The organism is Pseudomonadota bacterium, from assembly GCA_038533575.1.
GTDB lineage: Bacteria > Pseudomonadota > Alphaproteobacteria > Rhodobacterales > Rhodobacteraceae > Shimia_B.
Window position 1 is genome coordinate 2,167,993 of record JBCAYL010000001.1, and the last position, 21,342, is coordinate 2,189,334.

Sequence of the window (21,342 nt, forward strand, 5' to 3'; positions counted from 1 at the left end):
GCCGATGCTCGACACGACCGCAGTCCAAACCACAGCGCTGTCCTATGACCTGTCCGATTTGGGACGGCTGGTCGCGGCGTGCTTGGAACACCACGACATCGTTGTGCATGTCGGTGGTCGCGGGTCAGGCAAAACGATCAATGCGCTGATCGCAATGTGTCACTGGCTGCTGCGCCATCCGGGCATCAACGTGCTGGTCTTACGCGAAAGCCACAGCGGCTTGCTGCAAATGTTCTCCGATCTGTATCAGATGCTTTGCTTCTTCTTTGGTGAAAAGGCCGTATCCCAAAACAAGAACGCGGGGACGATCACCCTTGCGAATGGTACCGTGATTGAACTGCGATGCATGGCCGATGAACGGGCATATGTCCAAATTCAGGGCAAAAGCTATCAGTTCCTGCTTGCCGACGAGATGGGAAACTACAGCAAGGCCGGGTTCGACCTGACACACACGGTCCTGTCGAACATGCGCGGCCCGAAGGGCCTTCACTGTCCTGCGATTTTCTTGGGCAACCCGTATGGGAAATCCCATGCGGCAATGCACAAGCAATATCTGTCCAAGTCGCCGTTCTGGGAAAGCTATGTGAACAAGGCGGGCCTACGAATTATCCATTGCCACAGCACCCTGAGACAGAACCCACACATCGACCATGAAGCGTATGTTCGCCGGATCAAGGTTGCATGTAATGGTGACGAAGAACGCGAGAAGGCATGGATTGACGGCAGTTGGTCTCTGAACCTCACCAGCTTCTTTGGCCATTGCTGGGACCCCAAGCATCACCTGCTGCCATCTGGCCTGATTGCAGGCGATCTGTTGAGGCAACGACCCACGTTCCGCATTGGTGCAGACTGGGGAACCCGGTCGGCCTGTGCGGCACATCTTGGTGCCAAACTACGATCTGACCTTTATCTGCCCGATCAGGACCGCTGGTTGCGGTCGGGTTCTGTCCTGCTGTTGGGCGAGACCCACACGCTGGCCGATAGCACAATGCAGGACCTTGCCAGCGGCACTGGGATCGCCCCGGCTGGTTGGGCTGAAAAGATCAAGCACATGGCCATCACGGAACAAGGTCTTCGCGCCACACCCCCAGTCGCACAAGACGATGCGCGTGGGCTTCAGGGCGACACGGTATCCAGTCTGATGGCGCAGGCCGGTGTGCCATGCCACCGCCCACACAAGGACCGTCGCGGCGGGTGGGCGTTGATGACCCAATACCTATCGAATGCGATGACCGGCGATGGTCCGGGTCTCTATGTAAGCCCATCCTGTGAATACCTTCTGGAAACACTGCCGAACGCGCCAGCGAACAAACACGATCCGTCTGACACCGATCCCAAGTGGGACGCGGATCATAGTTTGGACGCCTGTCAATACACCCTCTCGTTCCTTGTCACCCGGCAAGGCCGCTATGGCCGCACACGCGGCGACTTCTAACCCTCTCGAAAGGAACTCACCATGACTACCAAAGCCCCAATCGACATGAACCCGCACAAGAACAAGCGCGTCTTCAAGCCGCCTATGCCTGAAAAATTTCCGGTCGCAGGTGAAGGCCGTCACATTGTCCCTCTTGTTGAGACGCTGGCATCTGCTGGATCATCTGGCCAAGCCATCGCGGACATCAGCATCCGGGCTTTGGAACGGGCTGAAGAAACGCACAGCCGCGTCTATGACGCAATGCATGCGGTCAACGTGGAACAGGCCCAGATGGAAAAAGCTGGTCACCCGGCGGCGCGCATTGTGCAGACACCTGAAGGCTTGCGCGCCGTTGGCACCAAGTTCGCTGAACTGGCCGATGCCGCTGACCCTTTGCTGGCGAAAGAACAGGAACGGATTGACGCCGCGATCCGCAGCGTCGCGTCCCATCAGGAAGCTATGCTGAAGAAGATGGATGAAAGTCTAATCTGCAGCCAGACAGGCGCTGACGCCCCGCTGCGCAGCGACATGCGCGCCCACCTTCGTGTATTGGGCCACCACAAGGCGTCCTACGAAGCAATCAAGGCAGCTACGAACAAGGACAAGACAATGGTCCATGTCGTACTGACCAGTCCGCCTGCGTTGATGGGATTGAAACCCGATGACATCGAAGCCGTGCGGAATGAGGCTCGGAAGTCAATGAACCCAGAACTGTTCAAGGCCCATGCCGAGGCCGGAAAGGTGATCGAACGGATGATCGTCGCCAGCAAGGCTATCAACAAGAAGCGGGAAAAGGTCGCGTCATACCGGATCGCTGATCAGCAGGCTGCGAACGACGCGTTGAAAGCGCTGCGCAGCACAGCCCGTGCTTAACAGCATCGCGATTGGGGGATTATGCGGATTTTCCCTCAAGCGCTGATCCGCCGGGGAAGCCCATGTCCCTCGGTGTGTTGGGCGTCGGTGATGGTCCCGTGTCCGCTGTGACCGACGCCCCTTTATCATGACTTACGCACCGTTTAACGCGAGACCTAGACGGCGCTTTATCTCTTCCTTCGCGACGGCGAGCACGATGTCTAGCGTCCATCCGCCGATTTCCCCAATGCGGTTTTTGGTGTGGTTCCAGACAGATTGATCTCGAATGGCGTCGAGAAAATCGTGACCCGTCATTGTCATCCCATGAACAGCATAGTCGCCAGCTAGCGTGGGCTTTCCAGCAAGTTTTATGAAACCCGCATCCACCAGCATATTGATGTGATAAAAGTTCTGAGCTTCGCTGCCTGAGAAGTCCCTTGGCGAGATGCTTTGAAGTGCGCTTATTCGTTCGGGTTCGTGATCTTCCACCGCGAGCAGTATTTCCCGCAATAGATCAAGATTGCGTTTCATGCTCTGGCACCTTTGGTGGTTCAAGTCTTGGGGGTTCAGGGTATGGGCTTTGACCGCCGGTAAAATGGGTAATGGGTATAGCTCTCTGGCCAGACAATAATTGGCCAAGCATCTCTGCGTTTCTGCGCTGCATGTTTTGATCGCTGTCCCAGCCTTTAGGCACATAACTCAGCCGTTCTAGGTCGCGCTTGTCAAAGTTGAACCCCACGGACGAACCTATCTCGGCAAGCAAGTCCATGAATAGGTCGGAACGTTGATCAAAGAACCTATCCTGTTCTGCGACAACAGGCATTGGCGCGCTGAGATGCTGAATATAGGATTGAAATGCGCTTCTCACATCTTTGTCTTTGTAGAACTCAATCTCGACTACGTTCAGTGCCGCTACGTGAACTGGATCAAGGCGGACGCCTCGCGTTTGCATTAGGTTTCGGAATACATCCAGCCTGCGACGACGCTTTTCCGCAGCGCGGTCAAGCATACGTGTTATAATCACCGCAATAATGGGGCCAAGAGCAATCGCCGCAAGAGTTGCTAGAGCGTACCAAGTTTCAGTCTGCATCACGGTCTCCAAATGAGACGTTTTTTACAAACTTCGCGTTTAAGGGACCGATTGGGGTATCAACTCGATAAGTTTCATTCGGGTCGATGGCTTCAGGCAGAGACAACGGGACAACAATGTTGTCGGAACCCTGTTCAAATGCAGCGCCTGTAATTGAGACCGACCCCGCTGGCATTTGGTATCGCACTTCACCAATTACCTGTGAATCTTGTACTTCGTAGTCTCCGGCAAAAGTCAGTCCCGCAATGTCTGCTCCAGCGATCTTGCCTTCTTTGAAAACAAACATCGCCATGCCCTGCCCAGCGGCCCCGGTGAGATACGCGGTGTAAATACCTTCGACAATGCTCATTCAAAAACCTTTCACTTGCTTATCTTGTGGTTTTACCTACTTGTAGTTCTATATATAGACGCCTCTGCATTTTTTAAGTGCTTTTCGCATATCAGCGAACGCGGGTGGTTAGGTTCTTTGGGCGAAGCGCCGGTAGCGGCATCGAGATTCCAGAAAACCTCAAGACCCATTGTTGCAAAAATGTCGCGAAAATTCCACCCCCGAGCGTACCCCCGGCACGTAATTTGGGCCTTTCTCGCATCAAGCTACCCGAAGAGGGGCGCGGGTTAGCGCATTGATTTTATTGAGTTTTAATGGCGGAGACGAAGGGATTCGAACCCTCGAGACGGTTTCCCGCCTACTCCCTTAGCAGGGGAGCGCCTTCGACCACTCGGCCACGTCTCCGTCGACTGTCCTATGGGTTTGACCTCGGCCCTGCAAGCGTTTTGCGGGCCGGCATCGGGAGCGAGATCACCGGGCAGTGGATGCGCCGAAGGGCCTGTCCAGCCGCCCGCAACTGTCCGCGGGCTCAGTCGAAATCAGCCGGGGAGTGTCGCTCTTTCATGTGCTTGAGATCCTCGCCGAAGACCCGGTTCACACGCCGCCCGCGCTGGACGGCCGGGCGTGCGTCGATGGCCTTGGCCCAGCGCAAGACGTGGCCGTAGCTTTCCACGTCGAGGAACTCCGCCGCCCCGTAGAGCCGCCCCAGCACGAGCTGCCCATACCAGGACCAGATCGCCATGTCGGCGATCGAATAGCTCCCCGCCATCCACTCGGTCTCGCCCAGATGCCTGTCGAGCACGTCGAGCTGGCGCTTCGTCTCCATCGCGTATCGGTTGATCGGGTATTCGAACTTCTCCGGCGCATAAGCGTAGAAATGGCCGAAACCACCGCCGAGGAAGGGCGCCGATCCCATCTGCCAAAAGAGCCAGCTCAGCATTTCCGTGCGCGGGCTTCCGAGGAAGGCGTCGAAGTGTTCGGCCAGGTGCAGCATGATCGCCGCGCTCTCGAAGACGCGGCCCTCGGGCCCGGTCATGGCGGGGATCTTCGAGTTCGGGTTCACCTCCACGAAGCCCGAGCCGAACTGGTCGCCCTCGCCGATATCGATGAGCCAAGCGTCGTATTCCGCGTCATGCCCCGCCTCGATCAGCTCCTCGAAGAGGACGGTCACCTTCACGCCGTTGGGCGTGGCCAGCGAGTAGAGCTGGTAGGGATGCTCGCCCACGGGCAGGTCCTTGTCATGGGTCTTGCCTGCGACAGGGCGGTTGATGCTGGCGAATTTTCCGCCGCTGGCGGTGTCCCAAGTCCAGACTTTGGGGGGCTCGTAGGTCATGGCGTCTTCCTTGTGGCGTGTGCCCACAAAGATGGGGCGGGCGCCGGGAAGACAAGGCGCGCGAGGGGCTTGTGCCCCCGCGCACGAATGGGACGCGCCCCGCGTCAGAAGAGCTCGAAATCCGTGTCGAAGGAGACCGAGACCCCGACGGAATAGTCATCCTGCGCCAAAAGCCCGCCGATGCCGCGCAGGCCCGCCGCGTTGGTGGCATAGACATCGATCGCCATCCCGTCTCCGGGCAGGGTATAGCGCGCGCCCGCGCTTATGACCTCGTCGGCCCCGTCCACGTAGGTGTATTCGAAGATGCCCTGCATGCGATCGGTCAGGTCGAGCGTGAGGCCGCTGCCAAGCCCGGTGATCTCGTCATCGCCGAAGAGCCCGGTGGCGAGGTTCACCCGGCCATAGAGCGCTGGCGCGATCTGGCGTCCGGCGAGGAGGCTCGCATAGGCCACGCCCACGGTGGGTTTGCCCGTGTCGCGCCCCACGAGCGTGTGAAGCCCGAGAGAGAGGGGGTCCCCGTCGGCCTCGCTCAGGGGCTGCCAGCGCCCGCCGATGAGGAAGCGGACACCCTCGTCGTCTCCGGCGCGGAAGGGATTTGCATCTTCAAGGTCATACTGCTCGAAATAGGTCTCGTACTGCCAATGCGGGTCCGCGGAGATGACGAAGCCCGCCAGGGCCTGCCCACCGCTATGGCCGCCTCCCACGAGGCGCAGGCGATCGGTGCCCACGGTCTCCGGGCTCAGGACGCTGAACCCGTCGCCGAAGGCCAGCGTCCGCGGCTGCGGCCCTGCCCCGTGGCGGAAGCGCGGCGCGCTCTGGCCCTGGCGGCTCGGGCGGTAGTCGAGGTTGACCCCGATGACGGCATCGCCGCCCTCGCCGGGAAAGACCATGTCGCTCAGGATGCGCGTGTTGGAGAAGGCGTTGGTGGCAAAGACATCGAGCGCGAGGTCGGCGGTGAGCGCATAGCGCCCGCCGAAGGTGTAGATTTCGTCGCCGCCGTCGTCATCGAACTGGTCGCCTTCGCGAAAGAGCGCCTTGGCCGCGCCGTAGAATTCCAGCCGATTTGTGGGCCGGAAGGTCGCCCCGAGGCCCACCGCGTAGCGCTGCCCGACACCCCTCACGGCCCCGAACTCTTCGGGCCCCAGAGTGGCCGAGACGGCGCCGGTGAGCGTGAGCTGGTCGCTCAGCGCGTAGGTCACCGGGAGCGCGGCCCGCGCGAGGACGAAATCCTCGTCCTCGTCAATGATCTCCTGGCTGTAGCGGAAGCCGCCGACGCTGCCGTGGAGTGCTGCGTCCCAGATGGGCCCCTCCCGCAGCGCAAAGGAGGAGTTGAAGGCGAGACCGGCGAAAGTGAGGTTCCCGGTGGTGCCGTTCACGGGCATCCGGGGCGGATCGTCAAAGGCCTGGATCTCGAAGCCGTAGGTCGCCTGCCAGCCGGCGGGACGCCATGTGAGGCCGCCGCTGTAGGATTGCGTGCCAGTGCCGTCGCCTTCGGTGCTGAAGGTGGAGCCCACCCGCATGGAGAAGGAGCCCTCGGGGATCACAGTGCCGAGCTGAAAGCCGGGAAATTTCAGGATGCCCGCCGGCGTGAGCTCCTCGGAGCCCTGCGCGGACACGAAGAGCGGCAACGCCACCCCACCGCAAAGAATACCAAGAACCGCCCGTCTCATTTCCTGCCTCGTTTTTTTTGTTGAAGGCAGGATACCGCAGCAGGGGCTCTGCCCCCACACCCGATTGCGACGGGCGGCCAAATGGTGCCGGTGTGGGGACGTCGCACCACACCCACCTGTGCTGGTCAGGGCGGGCTGAGCGGCCGCTCATGCCCCTCAATGGTCGAAACACAGCCGCCGGGGCTGATGGTTACTCTCGATGTGTGGAGTGTGAACGCCCAGTTCACTGGCCTTGCGCTGCGCGTCTACCGCGCCCGAGAAAGGGGAAACGCACCGACCACTGCAAGGGCAGCGGGGTGGTCGGCTCTGGTTCAGGTGTTGAAGAGGAAATGCAGGACGTCCCCGTCCTTCACCTCGTAGGCCTTGCCTTCGGCGCGCATCTTGCCCGCCTCCTTGGCCTTGTTCTCCCCGCCGAGCGAGACGTAGTCGTCGTAAGCGATGGTTTCGGCCCGGATAAACCCCTTCTCGAAGTCACCGTGGATGACCCCTGCAGCCTGCGGGGCCCGCGTGCCTTCCGGGATGGTCCAGGCGCGGCTCTCCTTGGGGCCCGCGGTGAAGTAGGTCTGGAGATTCAGAAGGTCGTAGCCTGCGCGGATCAGCCGGTCCAGACCGGCCTCCTCGAGCCCCATTTCCCCAAGGAATTCAGCGGCCTCCTCGGCATCGAGCTGGCTGATTTCTTCCTCGATCTGGGCCGAGATGATCACGTGCCCCGCGCCCTGCTCTGCGGCCATGGCGGCCACCTTGTCGGAGAACTCGTTGCCTTCGGCGGCAGATCCCTCGTCCACGTTGCACACGTAAAGGACGGGCTTCGTCGTCAGCAATTGCAGCATCCGCCACGCCTTGGCATCCTCGGGGTCGACCTCAACCGTCCGTGCCGGACGCCCGGCTTCGAGCGCCTCTTGCGCGGCGACGAGCAGCCGCTCCTGCTGTACGGCCTCCTTGTCGTTGCCCTTGAGCTTCCTCACCAAATTGGCGCGGCGTTTCTCGATCGACTCGAGATCGGCGAGCATCAGCTCGGTCTCGATGACGTCGGCATCCTCCACCGGGTCGACGCGCCCTTCCACATGGGTGACATCGCCGTCCTCAAAGCAGCGCAGCACATGCGCGATGGCGTCCACCTCCCGGATGTTGGCGAGGAACTGGTTCCCCAGCCCCTCCCCTTTGGAGGCCCCCTTCACGAGCCCCGCGATGTCCACGAAAGTCATCCGCGCCGGGATCACCTGCCGGGAGGCGTTGATCTCCGCGAGCCGGTCGAGCCGGGCATCCGGCACCGCCACTTCGCCCACATTGGGCTCGATCGTGCAGAACGGGAAGTTCGCGGCCTGCGCCGCGGCGGTCTTGGTCAAGGCGTTGAAAAGGGTGGATTTTCCCACGTTGGGAAGCCCGACGATACCCATCTTGAAACCCATGGCGCGCTCCCCCGTGTGTCCGCAGCTTGCCTGGCGCGCTCCCTACGGAGAAACTCGGCTAGAAACAAGGAGGGCCGCGCCATCAACCCCACACCCTATCTCAGCTTCCAAGGGACCTGCCGCGAGGCGATGACCTTCTATGCCGAGGTCTTCGGCGGCGAGATCGAGATGATGATGACAGCAGCCGAGATGCCGGACTTCCCGGTGCCTGACGACAAGAAGGACTGGATCGCCCATTGCGGCCTCAAACTCGGCAACGGGGAGCTCCTCGCCTCCGACGATCTCATGGGCGTGACCGGTCCCATGGACGGCTGCTCGGTCATGATGTCGTTCGGCGCAAGGCCCGAAGCCGTGGCCGCCTTCGACAAGCTCGCAGAGGGCGGCACGGTGCGGATGGCCTTCGCCGAGACCTTCTGGTCGGCGGGCTTCGGCACACTCACCGACCGCTTCGGCACGCACTGGATGATCGACACGGCCGACCCCGCTTGACCCGCCCCGCGCGCTCCCGCAAGAGAGCGCGACAGAGGCCCGCAGAGAAGGACGCCATGAGCCGCATCGACGCCAAGTTCGCAGAGCTGAAAGCCGCCGGGAAGAAGGCTTTCGTGGCTTATGTCATGGCCGGTGATCCGGATTACGAAACCGCGCTCGAGGTGGTCAAAGGCCTGCCCGCCGCGGGCGTGGACATCATCGAGCTGGGCCTGCCCTTCACCGATCCCATGGCCGACGGCCCCACGATCCAGCTCGCCGGGCAGCGCGCGCTCGAGGCCGGCATGACCCTCGAAAAGACGCTCGACACCGCCCGCGCGCTCCGCGCCGAGGATGACACCACGCCCATCGTCCTCATGGGCTACTACAACCCGATCTTCTCCCACGGCGTGGACCGCTTTCTTGCTGATGCGGAGGAGGCCGGGGTGGACGGTCTCATCGTGGTGGACCTGCCGCCCGAGGAGGATGAAGAGCTCTGCATCCCTGCCCAGAGGGCGGGCCTCAACTTCATCCGCCTGGCGACGCCCACAACCGATGACAGGCGCCTGCCCAAGGTCCTGCAGAACACATCCGGCTTCGTCTACTACGTCTCCATCACCGGCATCACCGGGGCCGCCGCCGCCGAAGCGGGTGACGTGGGTCCTGAGGTCTCTCGGATCAAGGCCGCCACGGACCTGCCCGTGATCGTGGGGTTTGGCATCAAGACGCCCGAGGCCAGCCAGCGCATCGCCTCCGTCGCCGACGGGGCCGTGGTGGGATCGGCCATCGTGGAGCGCATCGGCAAGGGCGAGAGCCCTGCAGACATCCTCGCCTTCGTGAAGTCCCTCGCCGACGGCGCCCACAGCGCCTGACGCGTCAGAGCGCGACGACCGTGCGACGCGTACGAATGTTGCCGCGCCCGTCGCTGCCGAGAATTTCGATCACGACGGTGCCGGGCCCCGCCCTTTCGATCTCGGCCACGCGCGCGCCATCGGCCACGCCGCCTGCGCAGGTCGCCGCGAAGGAGACAAGCTCTCCCCCCGCGCCCGTCCCGAAGCTTGCGAGCCTGCCGCCCGTGCAGATCTCGCCCACCAGCCGCGCGACCTCGCCCGGCGTGAAGCCGGCAGGGTTGAAACCGCCCGAGAGTTGACCGTTCTCCCGGTCCGCGCGCACGAGGAAGAAATCCGGGTTGTCGCGGGAGATATCTCCGGGCGCGGCACAGGCCGCCAGCCCCGCCACTATGCACAAGGCGCACATTCTCGGAAGGAAGCCGGTGTCTTTCACGCGCATATCTCCTAAAGCTATCAAGCAATGTCCCCGACGCTTAAAGGCGAGCGCGCCCCGCCTGTCACCAGAAAGAAGAGCTTGACCCCATGACCCCACACATTTCAGCCAAGCCCGGCGACATCGCCGAAACGGTGCTTCTCCCCGGCGACCCCCGGCGCGCGAAATGGGCTGCCGAGACATTCCTGGAAAATCCGGTCCTCGTGAACGAGGTCCGCGGGATGCTGGGCTTCACCGGTACGTGGAAAGGACACAAGGTCACCATCCATGGCTCCGGCATGGGGATGCCGTCGCTCTCGATCTACGCCAACGAACTCATCTCGACCTACGGGGCGAAGACGCTGATCCGGATCGGCTCCTGCGGCGCGATGCAGGATGCCGTCGGTATCCGCGACGTGATCCTCGCGATGACATCAACGACGCTTTCGACCCCCTCCCGGGGCATCATGCGGGAGCTGAACTATGCCCCCTGCGCGGACTGGTCCCTGCTCCACGCGGCCCATCAGGCGGCGCAATCGAAGGGCTCGAAGGTCCATGTGGGCGGCATCTACTCCTCGGATGTCTTCTACGACGAACGGCCCGACCTCACCGAACAGATGGAGCGGCACGGCGTCCTCGGCGTGGAGATGGAGGCCGCCGAGCTCTATACGCTGGCCGCGCGCCACGGCTGCCGGGCGCTCGCGGTGCTCACCGTCTCCGACCACCTGAAGACCCACGAGGCGCTTCCCCCGGAGGATCGCGAACGCTCCTTCGGCGACATGGTCGAGATCGCGCTGGAGGCGGCGTTTAGCTGACGCCGTCAGACCCGCCGCGCGGCGAGCGCCAGGAGGCTGCGCGAATAGAGCGCGTGGAAGGGCATGAGCGCGCGCGCCGCGATCGGGATCTGGCCATCGGTGGCCACGATCGCCGAACCGAACCAGAGCTCGCCCGGCGCGACGGCAAGCCATGTGCGAATGAGCGTATTGGGCACGGTGAGGAGAAGCTCGTGCGCGTTCCGCTCGACCACCTCCCACGCAGCCATGCGCGCGTCTTCTCCGGCCGCCAGCGCAGCGACTTGCGGGTCGCTCGACGCCGCACCGCCAAGCGCGAGTATGCGCCTTTCCAGCCGGAAGAGCGGCGATGAAAAGAAGGCGGAAATGAAATCGGCGAGCGATGCCTCGCCCGCCGTCACGTAAGCGTCCACATGGGAGGCCGGGTCTTCGAGATACCGCGCGAGCAGGCTCTCCCGCGGGACCTCGGCCCGCCGCACCATCAGACCTGGCGCTCGACCATCATCTGCTTGATCGCGCCGATGGCCTTCGCCGGGTTGAGCCCCTTCGGACAGGTCTTGGCGCAGTTCATGATGGTATTGCAGCGATAGAGCTTGAAGGGATCTTCGAGCTCGTCGAGCCGCTCCCCCGTGGCCTCGTCCCGGCTGTCGATGATCCAACGATAGGCATGCAGCAGCGCCGCCGGCCCGAGGTACTTGTCCCCGTTCCACCAATAGGACGGGCAGGACGTGGAGCAGGACGCGCACATCACGCACTCATACAGGCCGTCGAGCTTCTTGCGGTCCTCGATGGACTGCTTCCACTCCTTCGCCGGACGGTTCGTCTTGGTCTCAAGCCACGGCATGATGGAGGCGTGCTGGGCGTAGAAATGGGTGAGATCGGGGATGAGGTCCTTCACCACCGGCATGTGCGGCAGCGGGTAGATCTTCACCACGCCCTTCACCTCGTCATGGCCGTAAATGCAGGCCAGCGTATTGATCCCGCCGATATTCATCGCGCAGGAGCCGCAGATCCCCTCGCGGCAAGAACGACGGAACGTCAGCGTCGGGTCGATCTCGTTTTTGATCTTGATGAGCACGTCGAGCATCATCGGCCCGCACGTGTCCATGTCGACGAAGTACGTGTCGACGCGCGGGTTTTCCCCGTCATCGGGGCTCCAGCGATACACCTGGAATTCACGCACATTCGTAGCGCCCTCGGGCTTCGGCCACGTTTTGCCCACGGAAATGCGGGAATTCTTTGGGAGCGTCAGTTGAACCATGGCTGCCTCATCGATCTCGGATTGCAGGATAAATAATATGAAAGGTCCTGATATCGAACCGTTTTACGGCCATGTCGGACCAAAAGCCGCGGCTTTCTCACCGCGCCCGAGAATTTGTGATCACGCGCTCCCAAGCCGTGATCACATTCAGCTTCGCTCGTCTGCGATTTTCCGCAAGTAGCGATCAACCTCTTCTCGAGTTGCATGCTGGAAATAGAACGCAGGTTCTTCGAAAGGGATGGGCCGGCCCCGGCCCGTTCCAAAAGTAAGGAATTCATAGCGACGCCCGAAGGCTAGGGCTTGGACGGCTTTGCGAACCTTACGGTGCTTAAGCAAACCCAAATTCGCCATCCAAACTAAAGGTCGCCAAGATGCACAGACAAACTTCCATTCGGGAGCAAGGTCTTGGTCACGGGCGCGGATCGCTAGCAGATTTGTCACAAACCCAGAGAGCCTATCCTTTCGAACCAGAAACAATGATTGCTGGACAGGCTGCGGCGTCCCTTCTCCGGAGCCGAACACCAAGCCGGTCCGTGTTTCTCGCGCCATCCTGTCGAAGAGCCCTCTACCCTCAAGGAGGCAATCCTGCTCGACGTAAACGAAGTAGTCGCAATCACAGTTCAGAGCGTAACTTGCCGAAACGAGCACGGAGCGCATCCAACCGCTCCATTGCCCGACATGTGAGGTGGAATGCTTGGCGTTGAAGGGCAGCTCCAACCATTCAACCATCGCCCTCTTCTGCTGCGCGGGCTTCCGTGGTGATGCTGAGTCCACCACGATTATCTTTGCAGGTTGACCTGCCCTGGTGACGCTATCCAGCCAAGTCTCGAAGAAATCAACGGACCGTATCAGGTCATCCCCGAGGGCCTTCCGGTTTGGATTGACCGTCCAGGATGGCGCGTCGGTCGACCACCATCCGCTTCCGACGATCACGACCGGGCGACGAGCACTATCGGTGGGATCTTCGATCACAAGACGCGACCGCCACCAGCGCCGAGCCTCGCAACATCAGCCTCGTCATCGTGGTAGTGCACGTTCTCGTAGAATGGCTGAAGAGAAGCCTCAAAAATAGAGCGCAGCTTTCCCGTACGCGAAGGATAGAGGTGTACCTCCCGACCCAGGAGGGCGCCACCTATCCCAACGTGCAAACGATTTGTGTGGATCACCTCATAGTCTCCAATGATATCGAGAAACTCTTCAGGATCAGACAGGTGCGTGCCTTGCGCACTCAAATCGACGCTTCCTTCGGGAAGTTCGAAGTCTCCCTTCTCGAAATCCGCGCGGAATAAGAAGGCTTCCTTCTTGGTCGCACGACGCGCGCGCGGCCTAAGGTAAAAGGCCATATCATGGCAAAACGGCGCGTTTGCCGCGCCGGTTACGCTCTCTCCGTGGTCTCTACGCCAAAGCTCCGTACGCGCCAGGTCAAAGTCAGGCACGAGGGATAAGGAGGATGGCATCACGAGAACACGAGAAAACGACTGGGCGGCGAGAGCCATTTCTTCGGCGCGCTTGTAGAATGGCCGGAAGGCGCCATTACCGGTGATGATAGCCCGCCGCGCACCCAAGTTCCTGCGTATGAAATTCGTCACTCGGCGCTTAAGCGTGTTGGCGCGGCGAAAATGGCGGATCGGAACGGCGTGGACCGTTATTCCCAGGTCCCGGAGAAATTCCCTTTGGCCGGCATGGATGAGCGCGTCGCCCCAATTGCCAGAATTCACGATCTCTACGATGGGCCTTTCACCAGCGTGCGCGTGAAGTGCACCAGCCAGATCCTTAAAGCAAGCTTCGTCACGCAGTGACATTGACACTCATTTCCTTGCAGTGGCTTGGGAACGGATGCTTCGGAACACTCCGTAAGCGTCACTGCGTTATCCCCCGGCGATTACTTTTGCAACGCAGCCCTGGACTTCGGGTGCCCCTAGAAGCTCGTTCAGCAGCGCGGTGTTCGGGGTCTCTTCGCTCGTCTCGCGCAAGATGCGTAAGTCTCGCCGCTCCGCTTCTGAGGCAACGCAGCCCGCCAGCATGGGCGCCATGTCGCGAAACGCATCCCCGCCTTGCTCCACGAGAGACGCCTCGATTGCCGGCAGGATCGCGTCATAGGCGGCGCGCTGGTCGGCGTTGAGCTCCTGCGCAGCGAGCGGGGTGCCCGCCACCAAGAGGCCCGCAATCAGAAGCCTGGGCATACCAGCGTGCCCCTTTGCATCGGGCCCATGCCCGGGACGCAGCCAAAGGTCGGGATGGGCGGTGTCACGGTCGTGGGTCGCACGGCCATCCGCGGGCTTGCAGCAGGCGCGCTCGCGGTTGTGGGGGTCTGACCCGGCGCGGGCAGCTGGCCCGGGGCAGGCGGTGCGCCCGTGACGCGTGTGATGCACCCGGCCAATCTCTGATTGACGTCGGCCTCGACCGCGCCGGAGGCGAGGCCACCGACCACTGCATCGATCAGGAAATTACCGGAGCCACGCTGCGCTCGCATGCTCCGCTCCCGCTGGTTCGCATCCGCCTTGGCGAGAACTTCGCAATCCGAGACCGAGTCCGCTTCAGGATAGGCTTGCAGCGGGTCGGTCGTGCAGGCGGTGAGGGTCAGTGTGCCGATCAGCATCGGAACCAGCAATTTTGTCTTGATCAATATACCCGGGCCTTTGGTGCAATCTTCTTGAGGTCGATGCCACCATCGTTGTGCGAAGTGAGCGGCTGCGTCACCACCCCGCGATAGCCCATTGTCGCCTCGTTGCCCTTAAACCACACCAGCGAGTGCTTGCGCCAATTCTTGTCGTCGCGATCCGGGTAATCCTCGTGCGCATGGGCGCCGCGGCTCTCCTTGCGCGCGGCGGCCGAGACGACTGTTGCCACGGCATTGGGCATGAGGTTCGTGAGCTCGAGGGTTTCCATGAGGTCGGAGTTCCAGACGAGCGTCCGGTCGGTGACGTGCAGGTCGTCGAGCTTGGCCGCGACGTTGCCCATCTTCTCGACACCCTCGGCGAGCGTCTTGTCGGTCCGGAAGACGGCGGCGTCCTGCTGCATGGTCTTCTGCATCTCGAGGCGGAGCGCGGCTGTCGGCGTGTGCCCGTTGGCGTGGCGCAGGCCATCGAAGCGCGAGAAGGCCGCCTCCACCGAGCGCTTGTTCGGCGTGGGGATGGCCGCGTCGCGGTCGACCGTGGCGCCCGCGCGGATCGCGGCGGCCCGGCCAAAGACGACGAGATCGATAAGCGAGTTCGAGCCCAGCCGGTTGGCTCCGTGCACGGAGGCGCAGCCCGCCTCGCCCACGGCCATGAGACCCTGAGCGACGTTGTCGGGGTTCGATTTCGTGGGCGCGAGAACTTCGCCCCAGTAATTCGTCGGGATGCCGCCCATGTTGTAGTGCACGGTGGGCAGGACGGGGATCGGCTCCCGCGTGACATCCACGCCGGCAAAGACGCGCGCGCTCTCGGAAATGCCCGGCAGGCGCTCGGCGAGCGTTTCCGGCGGCAGGTGGTTGAGGTGCAGGTGGATGTGATCCCCTTCCTCGCCCACGCCGCGCCCTTCGCGGATTTCCATCGTCATGCAGCGCGAAACCACGTCCCGGGAGGCGAGATCCTTGTAGGTGGGTGCGTAGCGCTCCATGAATCGCTCGCCCTCGGAATTGGTGAGGTAGCCGCCCTCGCCCCGTGCTCCCTCGGTGATGAGGCAGCCGGAGCCGTAGATGCCCGTCGGGTGGAACTGCACGAATTCCATGTCCTGCAGCGGCAGCCCCGCACGGGCCGTCATGCCGCCGCCATCGCCCGTGCAGGTATGCGCGGAGGTGGCGGAGAAATAGGCGCGGCCGTAGCCACCGGTGGCCAGCACCACCATCTTCGCGGCGAAGAGGTGCATGGTGCCATCGTCGAGCTTCCAGCAGAGCACGCCCTGGCAGACGCCGTCATCGGACATGATGAGGTCGATCGCGAAATACTCGATGTAGAACTCGGCCTTCTGCTTGAGCGATTGGCCGTACAGCGTGTGCAGGATGGCGTGGCCGGTGCGGTCGGCGGCGGCACAGGTACGCTGCACGGGCGGGCCTTCGCCGAATTCGGTCGTGTGGCCGCCGAAGGGGCGCTGGTAGATCTCGCCTTTCTCCGTGCGCGAGAAGGGCACGCCGTAATGCTCGAGCTCGTAGACGGCCTTCGGTGCCTCGCGCGCGAGGTATTCCATGGCGTCCGTGTCGCCCAGCCAGTCCGAACCCTTCACCGTATCATACATGTGCCACTGCCAGTGGTCCGGGCCCATGTTGGACAGCGATGCGGCGATCCCACCCTGCGCCGCCACGGTGTGGGAGCGAGTCGGGAAGACCTTCGAGATGCACGCGGTCTTGAAGCCCTGCTCGGCCATGCCGAGCGTCGCGCGGAGACCCGCGCCGCCGGCGCCGATGACCACCACGTCGTATTCATGCGTCTCGTAATCGTATGCTGCCATTTTGGGTATCTCCTCAGAGTGCCATGCGCGCGATGGCAAATAGGCCGATGCCGATCAGAAGGTACGAGGCCCAGGTGATGCCCACGATGGTGAGCTGACCTGCAACGCCGTGCACGTAGTCTTCCGCGGCCTCGATGGCCTCGTTCATGAAGTGTCGGATCAGGACGATGAGCGACACCGCCATGATGATCGCCACGAGGGGCGAGCTGAAATAGGCGATGATCTCATCGTAGCTGCCCTGGAAGCCCAGAGCGAAGGTGATCAGGAAAATGGGCGCCACGACCACCACGGCCATGGAACTCACCATCATGTTCCAGTGGTGCTGGGTGCCGTTATGGCTCGCGCCGAGCCCGGATGCACGCTTGCGGTCTGTCAGGTAGCGCTGCATGTCTCTCTCCTCAGCCGATCAGGAAGACGAAGAAGGTGAGCACCGTGATCACGGTGGGCAGGGCAAACATGACAAGCGCCATGGTCTCTGCCTGTTCGACCTTCCAGCCGTAGCCGAAATCCCAGATCACGTGCCGCAGACGGCCAAGCAGGTGGTAGCAGAGCGCCCAAAGTCCGGCGAGCAGCACGAGATCGCCAAACCAGCTCTGCATCACGCCGTTGATCGCGGCGAAGGCGGTCTCGGATGCAGCGGCGGCCACGAGCCACACCACAATGATAGCAGAGAGGAAAAGCAGCGCGATGCCGGTAATCCGCACCATGATCGACGACATCGACGTCAGCTGCGGTTTGTAAATCATGATGTGGGGCGAGAGCGGACGGTCGCCCCGGTTCACGTCGGCCATGGGTGCTGGCTCCTTGCTTGCGGTCACCGAATACCTATCGCGCGGGATGGCGTCGGTCACGTCCCAAGACATGAGAAATTCGCGGTAATTCAGCGCAGAGGGGCCGGAAACGGCGGTTTGTGATCACTGGGATTTGCAGCGTGATCACAAAAAAAGCCCCCGCCGACAGGATCGGCGGGGGCGATGATATTGGTTAGGTGCGGTTACCGCGCAGCATGAAGAAGAGACCACCGGCCAGAAGCATCAGGTGGAACTGCATGCCCTGCCACGGGCCCCAGTACACGATGAAGATCACCGCTGCCACGACCGCCGTGATGGCGAAGCCGCTCAGGCGCGTGACCACGTCACCGAAGAGGCGCAGCAGGCCATTCGTCGGATTGAGCGTGCGCACGGCGCCACCAATGATCAGACCGGCGGCGGCGAGCACCTCGGCTAGGGCGGCGAAAGCCCACATCCAGACGGGGAAGCCGTAGGCATCCGCGCCGCCTGCGAGGTCAATGAACTTCAGGTAACCCTGGTTGAAGATGATCAGCGCCAGCGGCACGCGGATAAACCAGTGCGCGGCAGGCCAATTCACCTGCGGGACATAGCCCTTTTCCACCAGCGAACTGGGGAAGATATTCGTTGTCGTCGTACTCATTTTAGTTGCCCTCCTTCTCGGGGGATAAGAAGTCAGCGTGGGTGCGAACCTGGCTAAGATGTGAGTACTACGCAGAGGGGCCATCTTGGGATGCGCGACATTCTGTCCAGCTCGCATCCATGTGAGGAGAGAGGGCCCGATGTGATGGAACTATCGCGTCACCGCGCCCACCGTCTGCACCACCTCGCGTAGTAGCTTGCGGCGTATTTGGCGCGGATAATCGCGATATCCACCGGCGGTCACGAGAAAGGCACCGGGGCCCGTTATGACATTCTCATAGAAGTAGCCGGTCAGATCGCCTGCCGTGGCGTCCTCGATGACGAGCGCGTTCACCGTGATGCCCCGCGCCTGCATGATGGCGTGGGTGTTGGCGGGTGTGACCCCTTCGTTGGAGACCCCGTCTCCCGAGATGTCGATGACCCGCCGGGCACAGGCGGGCGCGTCCGCGAAGAGCCCGGCGGAGACGTGGAGCGCCTCGCCGATGGCGGTGGAGAAATTGCGCCAGACCCGCACATCCGCGGCCACCTCCGCGCGAAAAGCATCCAGCGCCTCGAAGCTCGTGACCTGCGTCCAGGGGACGGTGAGCCTCTGACGCGAGGCGCCCGTCCATTGCACGACCGCCAGCGCAGCACTTCCCGCCACGAGCGCCTCGGAGACCTGGTCATCGCCCAGCGCGTGGGCGAGCCCCTCCATCTGGATCGCGAATTCCGCATGGTCCACCGAGCCGGAGACGTCGACCGCGAAGATCAGGGCGAGCTCGCAGGACGCCGCGCGCAGTGGGCAGAGGATCAGAAGAAGTGCGAGCACGAAGCGCATGAGCCCACGCTAGCAGCGCCGGGGCCAAACGCATCTCACAAACGTGCTAAAGCGGCACAAGCGCCCAGTAGTCGAGATCGAGAAGCACCTCCGGCAGGTACTTTCCTTCCGGATCCCGCAGCGCGCCCGCCGCCCCCGTGGTGGCCACGAGCCTGAGCCGGAGCGCGCCCACGCCCGGCGCCGCGAGCTCCGCGCGATCGAGCACCTCGGACCACGCACGGATGGTCATGCCCGCGGTGCATGGATTGGCATGGGCCCCGCCGTTGATCGCCACGACCATCTGCGCATTTGCCAAGCCGTTGAAGCTCAAAGCCCGCGCCATTGAGATGACGTGTCCGCCATAGATGAGCCGCGTCCCGTCGGGCCGCACGGTCGTGTCGAAATGCACCTTGGCGGTGTTCTGCCAGAGGCGCGTGGCCATCATGTGTTCGGCCTCTTCGATGGTGACACCGTCCACATGGTCGATGATCTCGCCCACAGAATAATCGCCCCAGCGGTGCGGCTCGCCCGCGAGAGTGAAGTCGTAGTCGGCAAAGCTCAGCCCCTCGGGCACGCGCAGCGCCTCGGGCGCGACGCTCGAAGCGAGCTCCGGCACCACCGTTTCCGGCGCGGGGGACGCGGCTTCGCGCTTGCGCACCATCACCCAGCGCACGTAGCTCATGACCTCGGAGCCCGCCGCGTCGAGGCCCCGCGTGCGCACCCAGACCACCCCGGTCTTCCCGTTGGAGTTCTGTTTGAGCCCGATCACCTCGCTTTCGGCGCGGAGCGTGTCCCCGGGATAGACGGGTCTGAGGAAGAGCCCTTCCGCATAGCCCAGATTGGCCACCGCGTTGAGCGATACGTCGGGCACCGTCTTGCCGAAGACCACGTGGAAGGCGGCCATGTCATCGAGCGGCGAGGCCGGCAGGCCGCAGCTCTGCGCGAAGGCATCCGACGAATAGAGGGCGTGCCGCGCCGGGTAGAGCGCGTGGTAGAGCGCGCGCTCTCCGCCCGAGATCGTGCGCGGCACCGCGTGCCGTAGCACCTGCCCCACATGGTAATCCTCGAAGAAGTGGCCGGGATTGGTCTTCATCGTCCCGGGCTCCCGAGCTTCATGTCCGGATCGTAGCTGCCCGGCACGTCCTTGATGACCGCCTGCCCGCAGCGCATCACGCCCGCCGTGGCATCATAGGCATAGGTTGGATCGCCGTAGAGCTCCCAGCCCTGCGCGAGCGCGGCAGTGACCTTGTGGCAGAAGGCGGACGTGTCGTCGGCGGTGAGAAAGCGGTAGGCGCGCATCGTCTTATCCAAAGGGCCAAACTCCGAGCCAGATGTGGAGGCTCGCGACGAGCCCATAGAGAATTACGGCCACCGCGAAGAGGCGCAGCTCGGTCTTGATGTCCCCGCGTGGCGGCGCCTCCCAAGGCCCCTCCTGCGCGTTGATCACCCGCGCCTGCGCGACGGCCCAGGCAAGGAGCCCGCCGAAGAGGACGATCGCCGCGAGGTGACCGTTCACGAGGAGATGAGCGACGGTCCAAATGCCGAAGCCCGTCTGCTGCGGGTGACGCAGCTTCGTGCCGAGCCACGCCTTCCCGCCCTTCGCCGCGCCCGCGCCATAGGTATAGAAAGCTGCGAACATGAGCAGGTTGTTGAGAAGGGTGGCCCAGTGCGGCGGGGACCAGACAGGGATGAACGCCGCCTGCCGGTAGCCCAAGACCATGAGACCCACCGATCCGAGGATCAGCACGGCCGCGAGCGCCTTGCCGGGCTCGCCCAGCCGCGCCCTTGGCCCGGGCGCGAACCGCTTGAAGAGATGCGCGCCCCACCAGAGCGCGAGACCCGCCAGAAGGAGGATCATGGCGCCTCCAGCGCCTTGATCGCCTGCACCTTGGCCAGCGTAGCGCGCGCCGTCTCGATGTGCAGGTTCTCCACGATGCGCCCGTCCACCACGGCGACCCCCTGCCCGGCGGCTTCGGCCTCCTCGAAGGCGGCGATCTGACGGGTGGCGAGATCGATTTCGGCATCCGTGGGCGCGAAGGCGGCATTGGCGATGGCCACCTGCGCGGGATGGATCAGCGTCTTGCCGTCAAAGCCGAAATCCCGCCCCTGCGTGCATTCCGCGCGTAGCCCGTCCTCGTCCTTGAAGGCGTTGAAAACGCCGTCGACGATGACGATCCCGGCCGCGCGGGCGGCGAGGAGGCACTGGCTGAGCGCTGCCAGAAGCGGCGCGCGATCCGGTGTGCTGCGGGTGCCGAGATCCTTGGCGAGGTCATTCGTGCCCATGACCATTCCCGCCATGCGCGGCGCGCGAGCGATCTCGGCGGCGTTGAGGACGCCCTGGGGTGTTTCCATCATGGCCCAGATCCGCGTCTGCACGGCCTCGGGGATCGTGTCGAGCCGAGCCGCCAGCGCGAGGATATCCGCGGCGGAGTTCACCTTGGGCAGGAGGATCGCCTCCGACCCGATCGCCGCGATCGTCGCCAGATCGTCCTCGCCCCACTCCGTGTCCATCCCGTTGATCCGCACGATCTGCGCGCGCGGGCCATAGCCACCCTCCGCCAGCGTCGCCGCGAGCAGCGCCCGCGCATTGGCCTTCTCGCTCATCGCCACCGCGTCCTCGAGGTCGAAGATGATCGCGTCCACCGGCAAGGTCTTTGCCTTTTCCAGCGCGCGCGCTTTGGAGCCGGGAATGTAGAGGACAGAGCGGTAGGGTCGCTGGGCCATGATCACCACGCAATATTGTTGCGCGTGCATGGCATGGGGCTTGCAAAAACTTCAAGACGTTTTCTGCACCGCAGCGCGCGCCGGCCGA

The 21,342-nt window shown here is 62.9% G+C and carries 27 protein-coding genes and 1 tRNA gene; 5 read left to right on the forward strand and 23 right to left on the reverse strand.

The window, feature by feature from the left end; all coding sequences use genetic code 11:
- Positions 1-4 precede the first annotated feature (4 nt).
- Positions 5-1,435 (forward strand): phage terminase large subunit, encoded by a 1,431-nt coding sequence (locus AAFM92_10955; GenBank protein ID MEL7300892.1) that lies wholly within the window; start codon positions 5-7, stop codon positions 1,433-1,435.
- Positions 1,436-1,456: 21 nt separating this feature from the next.
- On the forward strand, positions 1,457-2,287 hold the full coding sequence (locus tag AAFM92_10960; protein ID MEL7300893.1) for a hypothetical protein: 831 nt from the start codon (positions 1,457-1,459) through the stop codon (positions 2,285-2,287).
- 132 nt (positions 2,288-2,419) lie between these two features.
- On the opposite strand, the gene AAFM92_10965 is transcribed toward AAFM92_10960, so the two are convergent.
- From AAFM92_10965 to ychF, 7 genes are all read right to left on the reverse strand, one after another.
- Positions 2,420-2,797: a DUF2513 domain-containing protein gene (locus AAFM92_10965; protein ID MEL7300894.1), complete on the reverse strand. Its 378-nt coding sequence runs from the start codon at positions 2,795-2,797 to the stop codon at positions 2,420-2,422.
- Entirely contained in the window at positions 2,781-3,356 is a 576-nt protein-coding gene (locus tag AAFM92_10970) for a DUF6680 family protein (GenBank protein MEL7300895.1), read from the reverse strand. The genes AAFM92_10965 and AAFM92_10970 overlap by 17 nt, the downstream gene beginning before the upstream one ends.
- Complete coding sequence (locus AAFM92_10975) at positions 3,346-3,705, reverse strand: hypothetical protein (GenBank protein ID MEL7300896.1); 360 nt, start codon at positions 3,703-3,705, stop codon at positions 3,346-3,348. The genes AAFM92_10970 and AAFM92_10975 overlap by 11 nt, the downstream gene beginning before the upstream one ends.
- Positions 3,706-3,999: 294 nt before the next feature.
- Positions 4,000-4,089: transfer RNA gene (locus AAFM92_10980), tRNA-Ser, on the reverse strand.
- 124 nt (positions 4,090-4,213) lie between these two features.
- On the reverse strand, positions 4,214-5,017 hold the full coding sequence (gene yghU / locus AAFM92_10985; protein MEL7300897.1) for a glutathione-dependent disulfide-bond oxidoreductase: 804 nt from the start codon (positions 5,015-5,017) through the stop codon (positions 4,214-4,216).
- A gap of 104 nt (positions 5,018-5,121) precedes the next feature.
- Entirely contained in the window at positions 5,122-6,651 is a 1,530-nt protein-coding gene (locus AAFM92_10990) for a hypothetical protein (GenBank protein MEL7300898.1), read from the reverse strand.
- A 347-nt stretch (positions 6,652-6,998) separates the two neighbouring features.
- The gene (gene ychF, locus AAFM92_10995) at positions 6,999-8,096 is read right to left on the reverse strand and encodes a redox-regulated ATPase YchF (GenBank protein MEL7300899.1); all 1,098 of its coding nucleotides are present in this window, start codon (positions 8,094-8,096) and stop codon (positions 6,999-7,001) included.
- Positions 8,097-8,111: 15 nt separating this feature from the next.
- On the opposite strand from ychF, the gene AAFM92_11000 reads away from it, so the two are divergent.
- Entirely contained in the window at positions 8,112-8,585 is a 474-nt protein-coding gene (locus AAFM92_11000) for a VOC family protein (protein ID MEL7300900.1), read from the forward strand.
- 56 nt (positions 8,586-8,641) lie between these two features.
- The gene (trpA, locus tag AAFM92_11005; GenBank protein ID MEL7300901.1) at positions 8,642-9,433 is read left to right on the forward strand and encodes a tryptophan synthase subunit alpha; all 792 of its coding nucleotides are present in this window, start codon (positions 8,642-8,644) and stop codon (positions 9,431-9,433) included.
- Positions 9,434-9,437: 4 nt separating this feature from the next.
- Here the strand turns inward: trpA and AAFM92_11010 are convergent, their stop codons facing one another.
- Complete coding sequence (locus AAFM92_11010) at positions 9,438-9,845, reverse strand: hypothetical protein (GenBank protein ID MEL7300902.1); 408 nt, start codon at positions 9,843-9,845, stop codon at positions 9,438-9,440.
- Between the two features lie 89 nt (positions 9,846-9,934).
- Here AAFM92_11010 and deoD point away from each other — a divergent pair, with 89 nt between their 5' ends.
- The gene (gene deoD, locus AAFM92_11015) at positions 9,935-10,639 is read left to right on the forward strand and encodes a purine-nucleoside phosphorylase (GenBank protein MEL7300903.1); all 705 of its coding nucleotides are present in this window, start codon (positions 9,935-9,937) and stop codon (positions 10,637-10,639) included.
- A 5-nt stretch (positions 10,640-10,644) separates the two neighbouring features.
- On the opposite strand, the gene AAFM92_11020 is transcribed toward deoD, so the two are convergent.
- The 15 genes from AAFM92_11020 to AAFM92_11090 form a co-directional block, all read right to left on the reverse strand.
- Positions 10,645-11,097, reverse strand: a complete 453-nt coding sequence (locus tag AAFM92_11020) for a hypothetical protein (GenBank protein ID MEL7300904.1) — start codon at positions 11,095-11,097, stop codon at positions 10,645-10,647.
- Positions 11,097-11,876 carry a succinate dehydrogenase iron-sulfur subunit gene (locus AAFM92_11025; GenBank protein MEL7300905.1) on the reverse strand — a complete coding sequence of 260 codons (780 nt, stop codon included), beginning with the start codon at positions 11,874-11,876 and terminating at the stop codon, positions 11,097-11,099. Before AAFM92_11025 ends, AAFM92_11020 begins: the two co-directional genes overlap by 1 nt.
- 147 nt (positions 11,877-12,023) lie before the next feature.
- Positions 12,024-12,848 carry a hypothetical protein gene (locus AAFM92_11030; protein MEL7300906.1) on the reverse strand — a complete coding sequence of 275 codons (825 nt, stop codon included), beginning with the start codon at positions 12,846-12,848 and terminating at the stop codon, positions 12,024-12,026.
- Positions 12,845-13,678 (reverse strand): polysaccharide pyruvyl transferase family protein, encoded by an 834-nt coding sequence (locus tag AAFM92_11035; GenBank protein MEL7300907.1) that lies wholly within the window; start codon positions 13,676-13,678, stop codon positions 12,845-12,847. The genes AAFM92_11030 and AAFM92_11035 overlap by 4 nt, the downstream gene beginning before the upstream one ends.
- 66 nt (positions 13,679-13,744) lie before the next feature.
- Positions 13,745-14,059, reverse strand: coding sequence for a hypothetical protein (locus tag AAFM92_11040; GenBank protein MEL7300908.1), 315 nt, complete (start codon positions 14,057-14,059; stop codon positions 13,745-13,747).
- The gene (locus tag AAFM92_11045; protein ID MEL7300909.1) at positions 14,044-14,475 is read right to left on the reverse strand and encodes a hypothetical protein; all 432 of its coding nucleotides are present in this window, start codon (positions 14,473-14,475) and stop codon (positions 14,044-14,046) included. Before AAFM92_11045 ends, AAFM92_11040 begins: the two co-directional genes overlap by 16 nt.
- Before the next feature lie 23 nt (positions 14,476-14,498).
- On the reverse strand, positions 14,499-16,304 hold the full coding sequence (gene sdhA, locus AAFM92_11050) for a succinate dehydrogenase flavoprotein subunit (GenBank protein MEL7300910.1): 1,806 nt from the start codon (positions 16,302-16,304) through the stop codon (positions 14,499-14,501).
- A 13-nt stretch (positions 16,305-16,317) separates the two neighbouring features.
- Positions 16,318-16,692 (reverse strand): succinate dehydrogenase, encoded by a 375-nt coding sequence (locus tag AAFM92_11055; protein MEL7300911.1) that lies wholly within the window; start codon positions 16,690-16,692, stop codon positions 16,318-16,320.
- Between the two features lie 10 nt (positions 16,693-16,702).
- On the reverse strand, positions 16,703-17,095 hold the full coding sequence (gene sdhC, locus AAFM92_11060) for a succinate dehydrogenase, cytochrome b556 subunit (GenBank protein ID MEL7300912.1): 393 nt from the start codon (positions 17,093-17,095) through the stop codon (positions 16,703-16,705).
- A gap of 193 nt (positions 17,096-17,288) precedes the next feature.
- Entirely contained in the window at positions 17,289-17,735 is a 447-nt protein-coding gene (locus tag AAFM92_11065) for a hypothetical protein (GenBank protein ID MEL7300913.1), read from the reverse strand.
- 150 nt (positions 17,736-17,885) lie between these two features.
- Positions 17,886-18,551 (reverse strand): DUF1194 domain-containing protein, encoded by a 666-nt coding sequence (locus AAFM92_11070; GenBank protein ID MEL7300914.1) that lies wholly within the window; start codon positions 18,549-18,551, stop codon positions 17,886-17,888.
- A gap of 46 nt (positions 18,552-18,597) precedes the next feature.
- Entirely contained in the window at positions 18,598-19,623 is a 1,026-nt protein-coding gene (locus AAFM92_11075; protein ID MEL7300915.1) for a MaoC family dehydratase, read from the reverse strand.
- Complete coding sequence (locus tag AAFM92_11080; protein MEL7300916.1) at positions 19,620-19,829, reverse strand: DUF1737 domain-containing protein; 210 nt, start codon at positions 19,827-19,829, stop codon at positions 19,620-19,622. The genes AAFM92_11075 and AAFM92_11080 overlap by 4 nt, the downstream gene beginning before the upstream one ends.
- Before the next feature lie 4 nt (positions 19,830-19,833).
- Positions 19,834-20,388, reverse strand: a complete 555-nt coding sequence (locus AAFM92_11085; GenBank protein ID MEL7300917.1) for an NnrU family protein — start codon at positions 20,386-20,388, stop codon at positions 19,834-19,836.
- Positions 20,385-21,254, reverse strand: a complete 870-nt coding sequence (locus AAFM92_11090) for a CoA ester lyase (protein MEL7300918.1) — start codon at positions 21,252-21,254, stop codon at positions 20,385-20,387. Before AAFM92_11090 ends, AAFM92_11085 begins: the two co-directional genes overlap by 4 nt.
- Between the last annotated feature and the right edge of the window lie 88 nt (positions 21,255-21,342).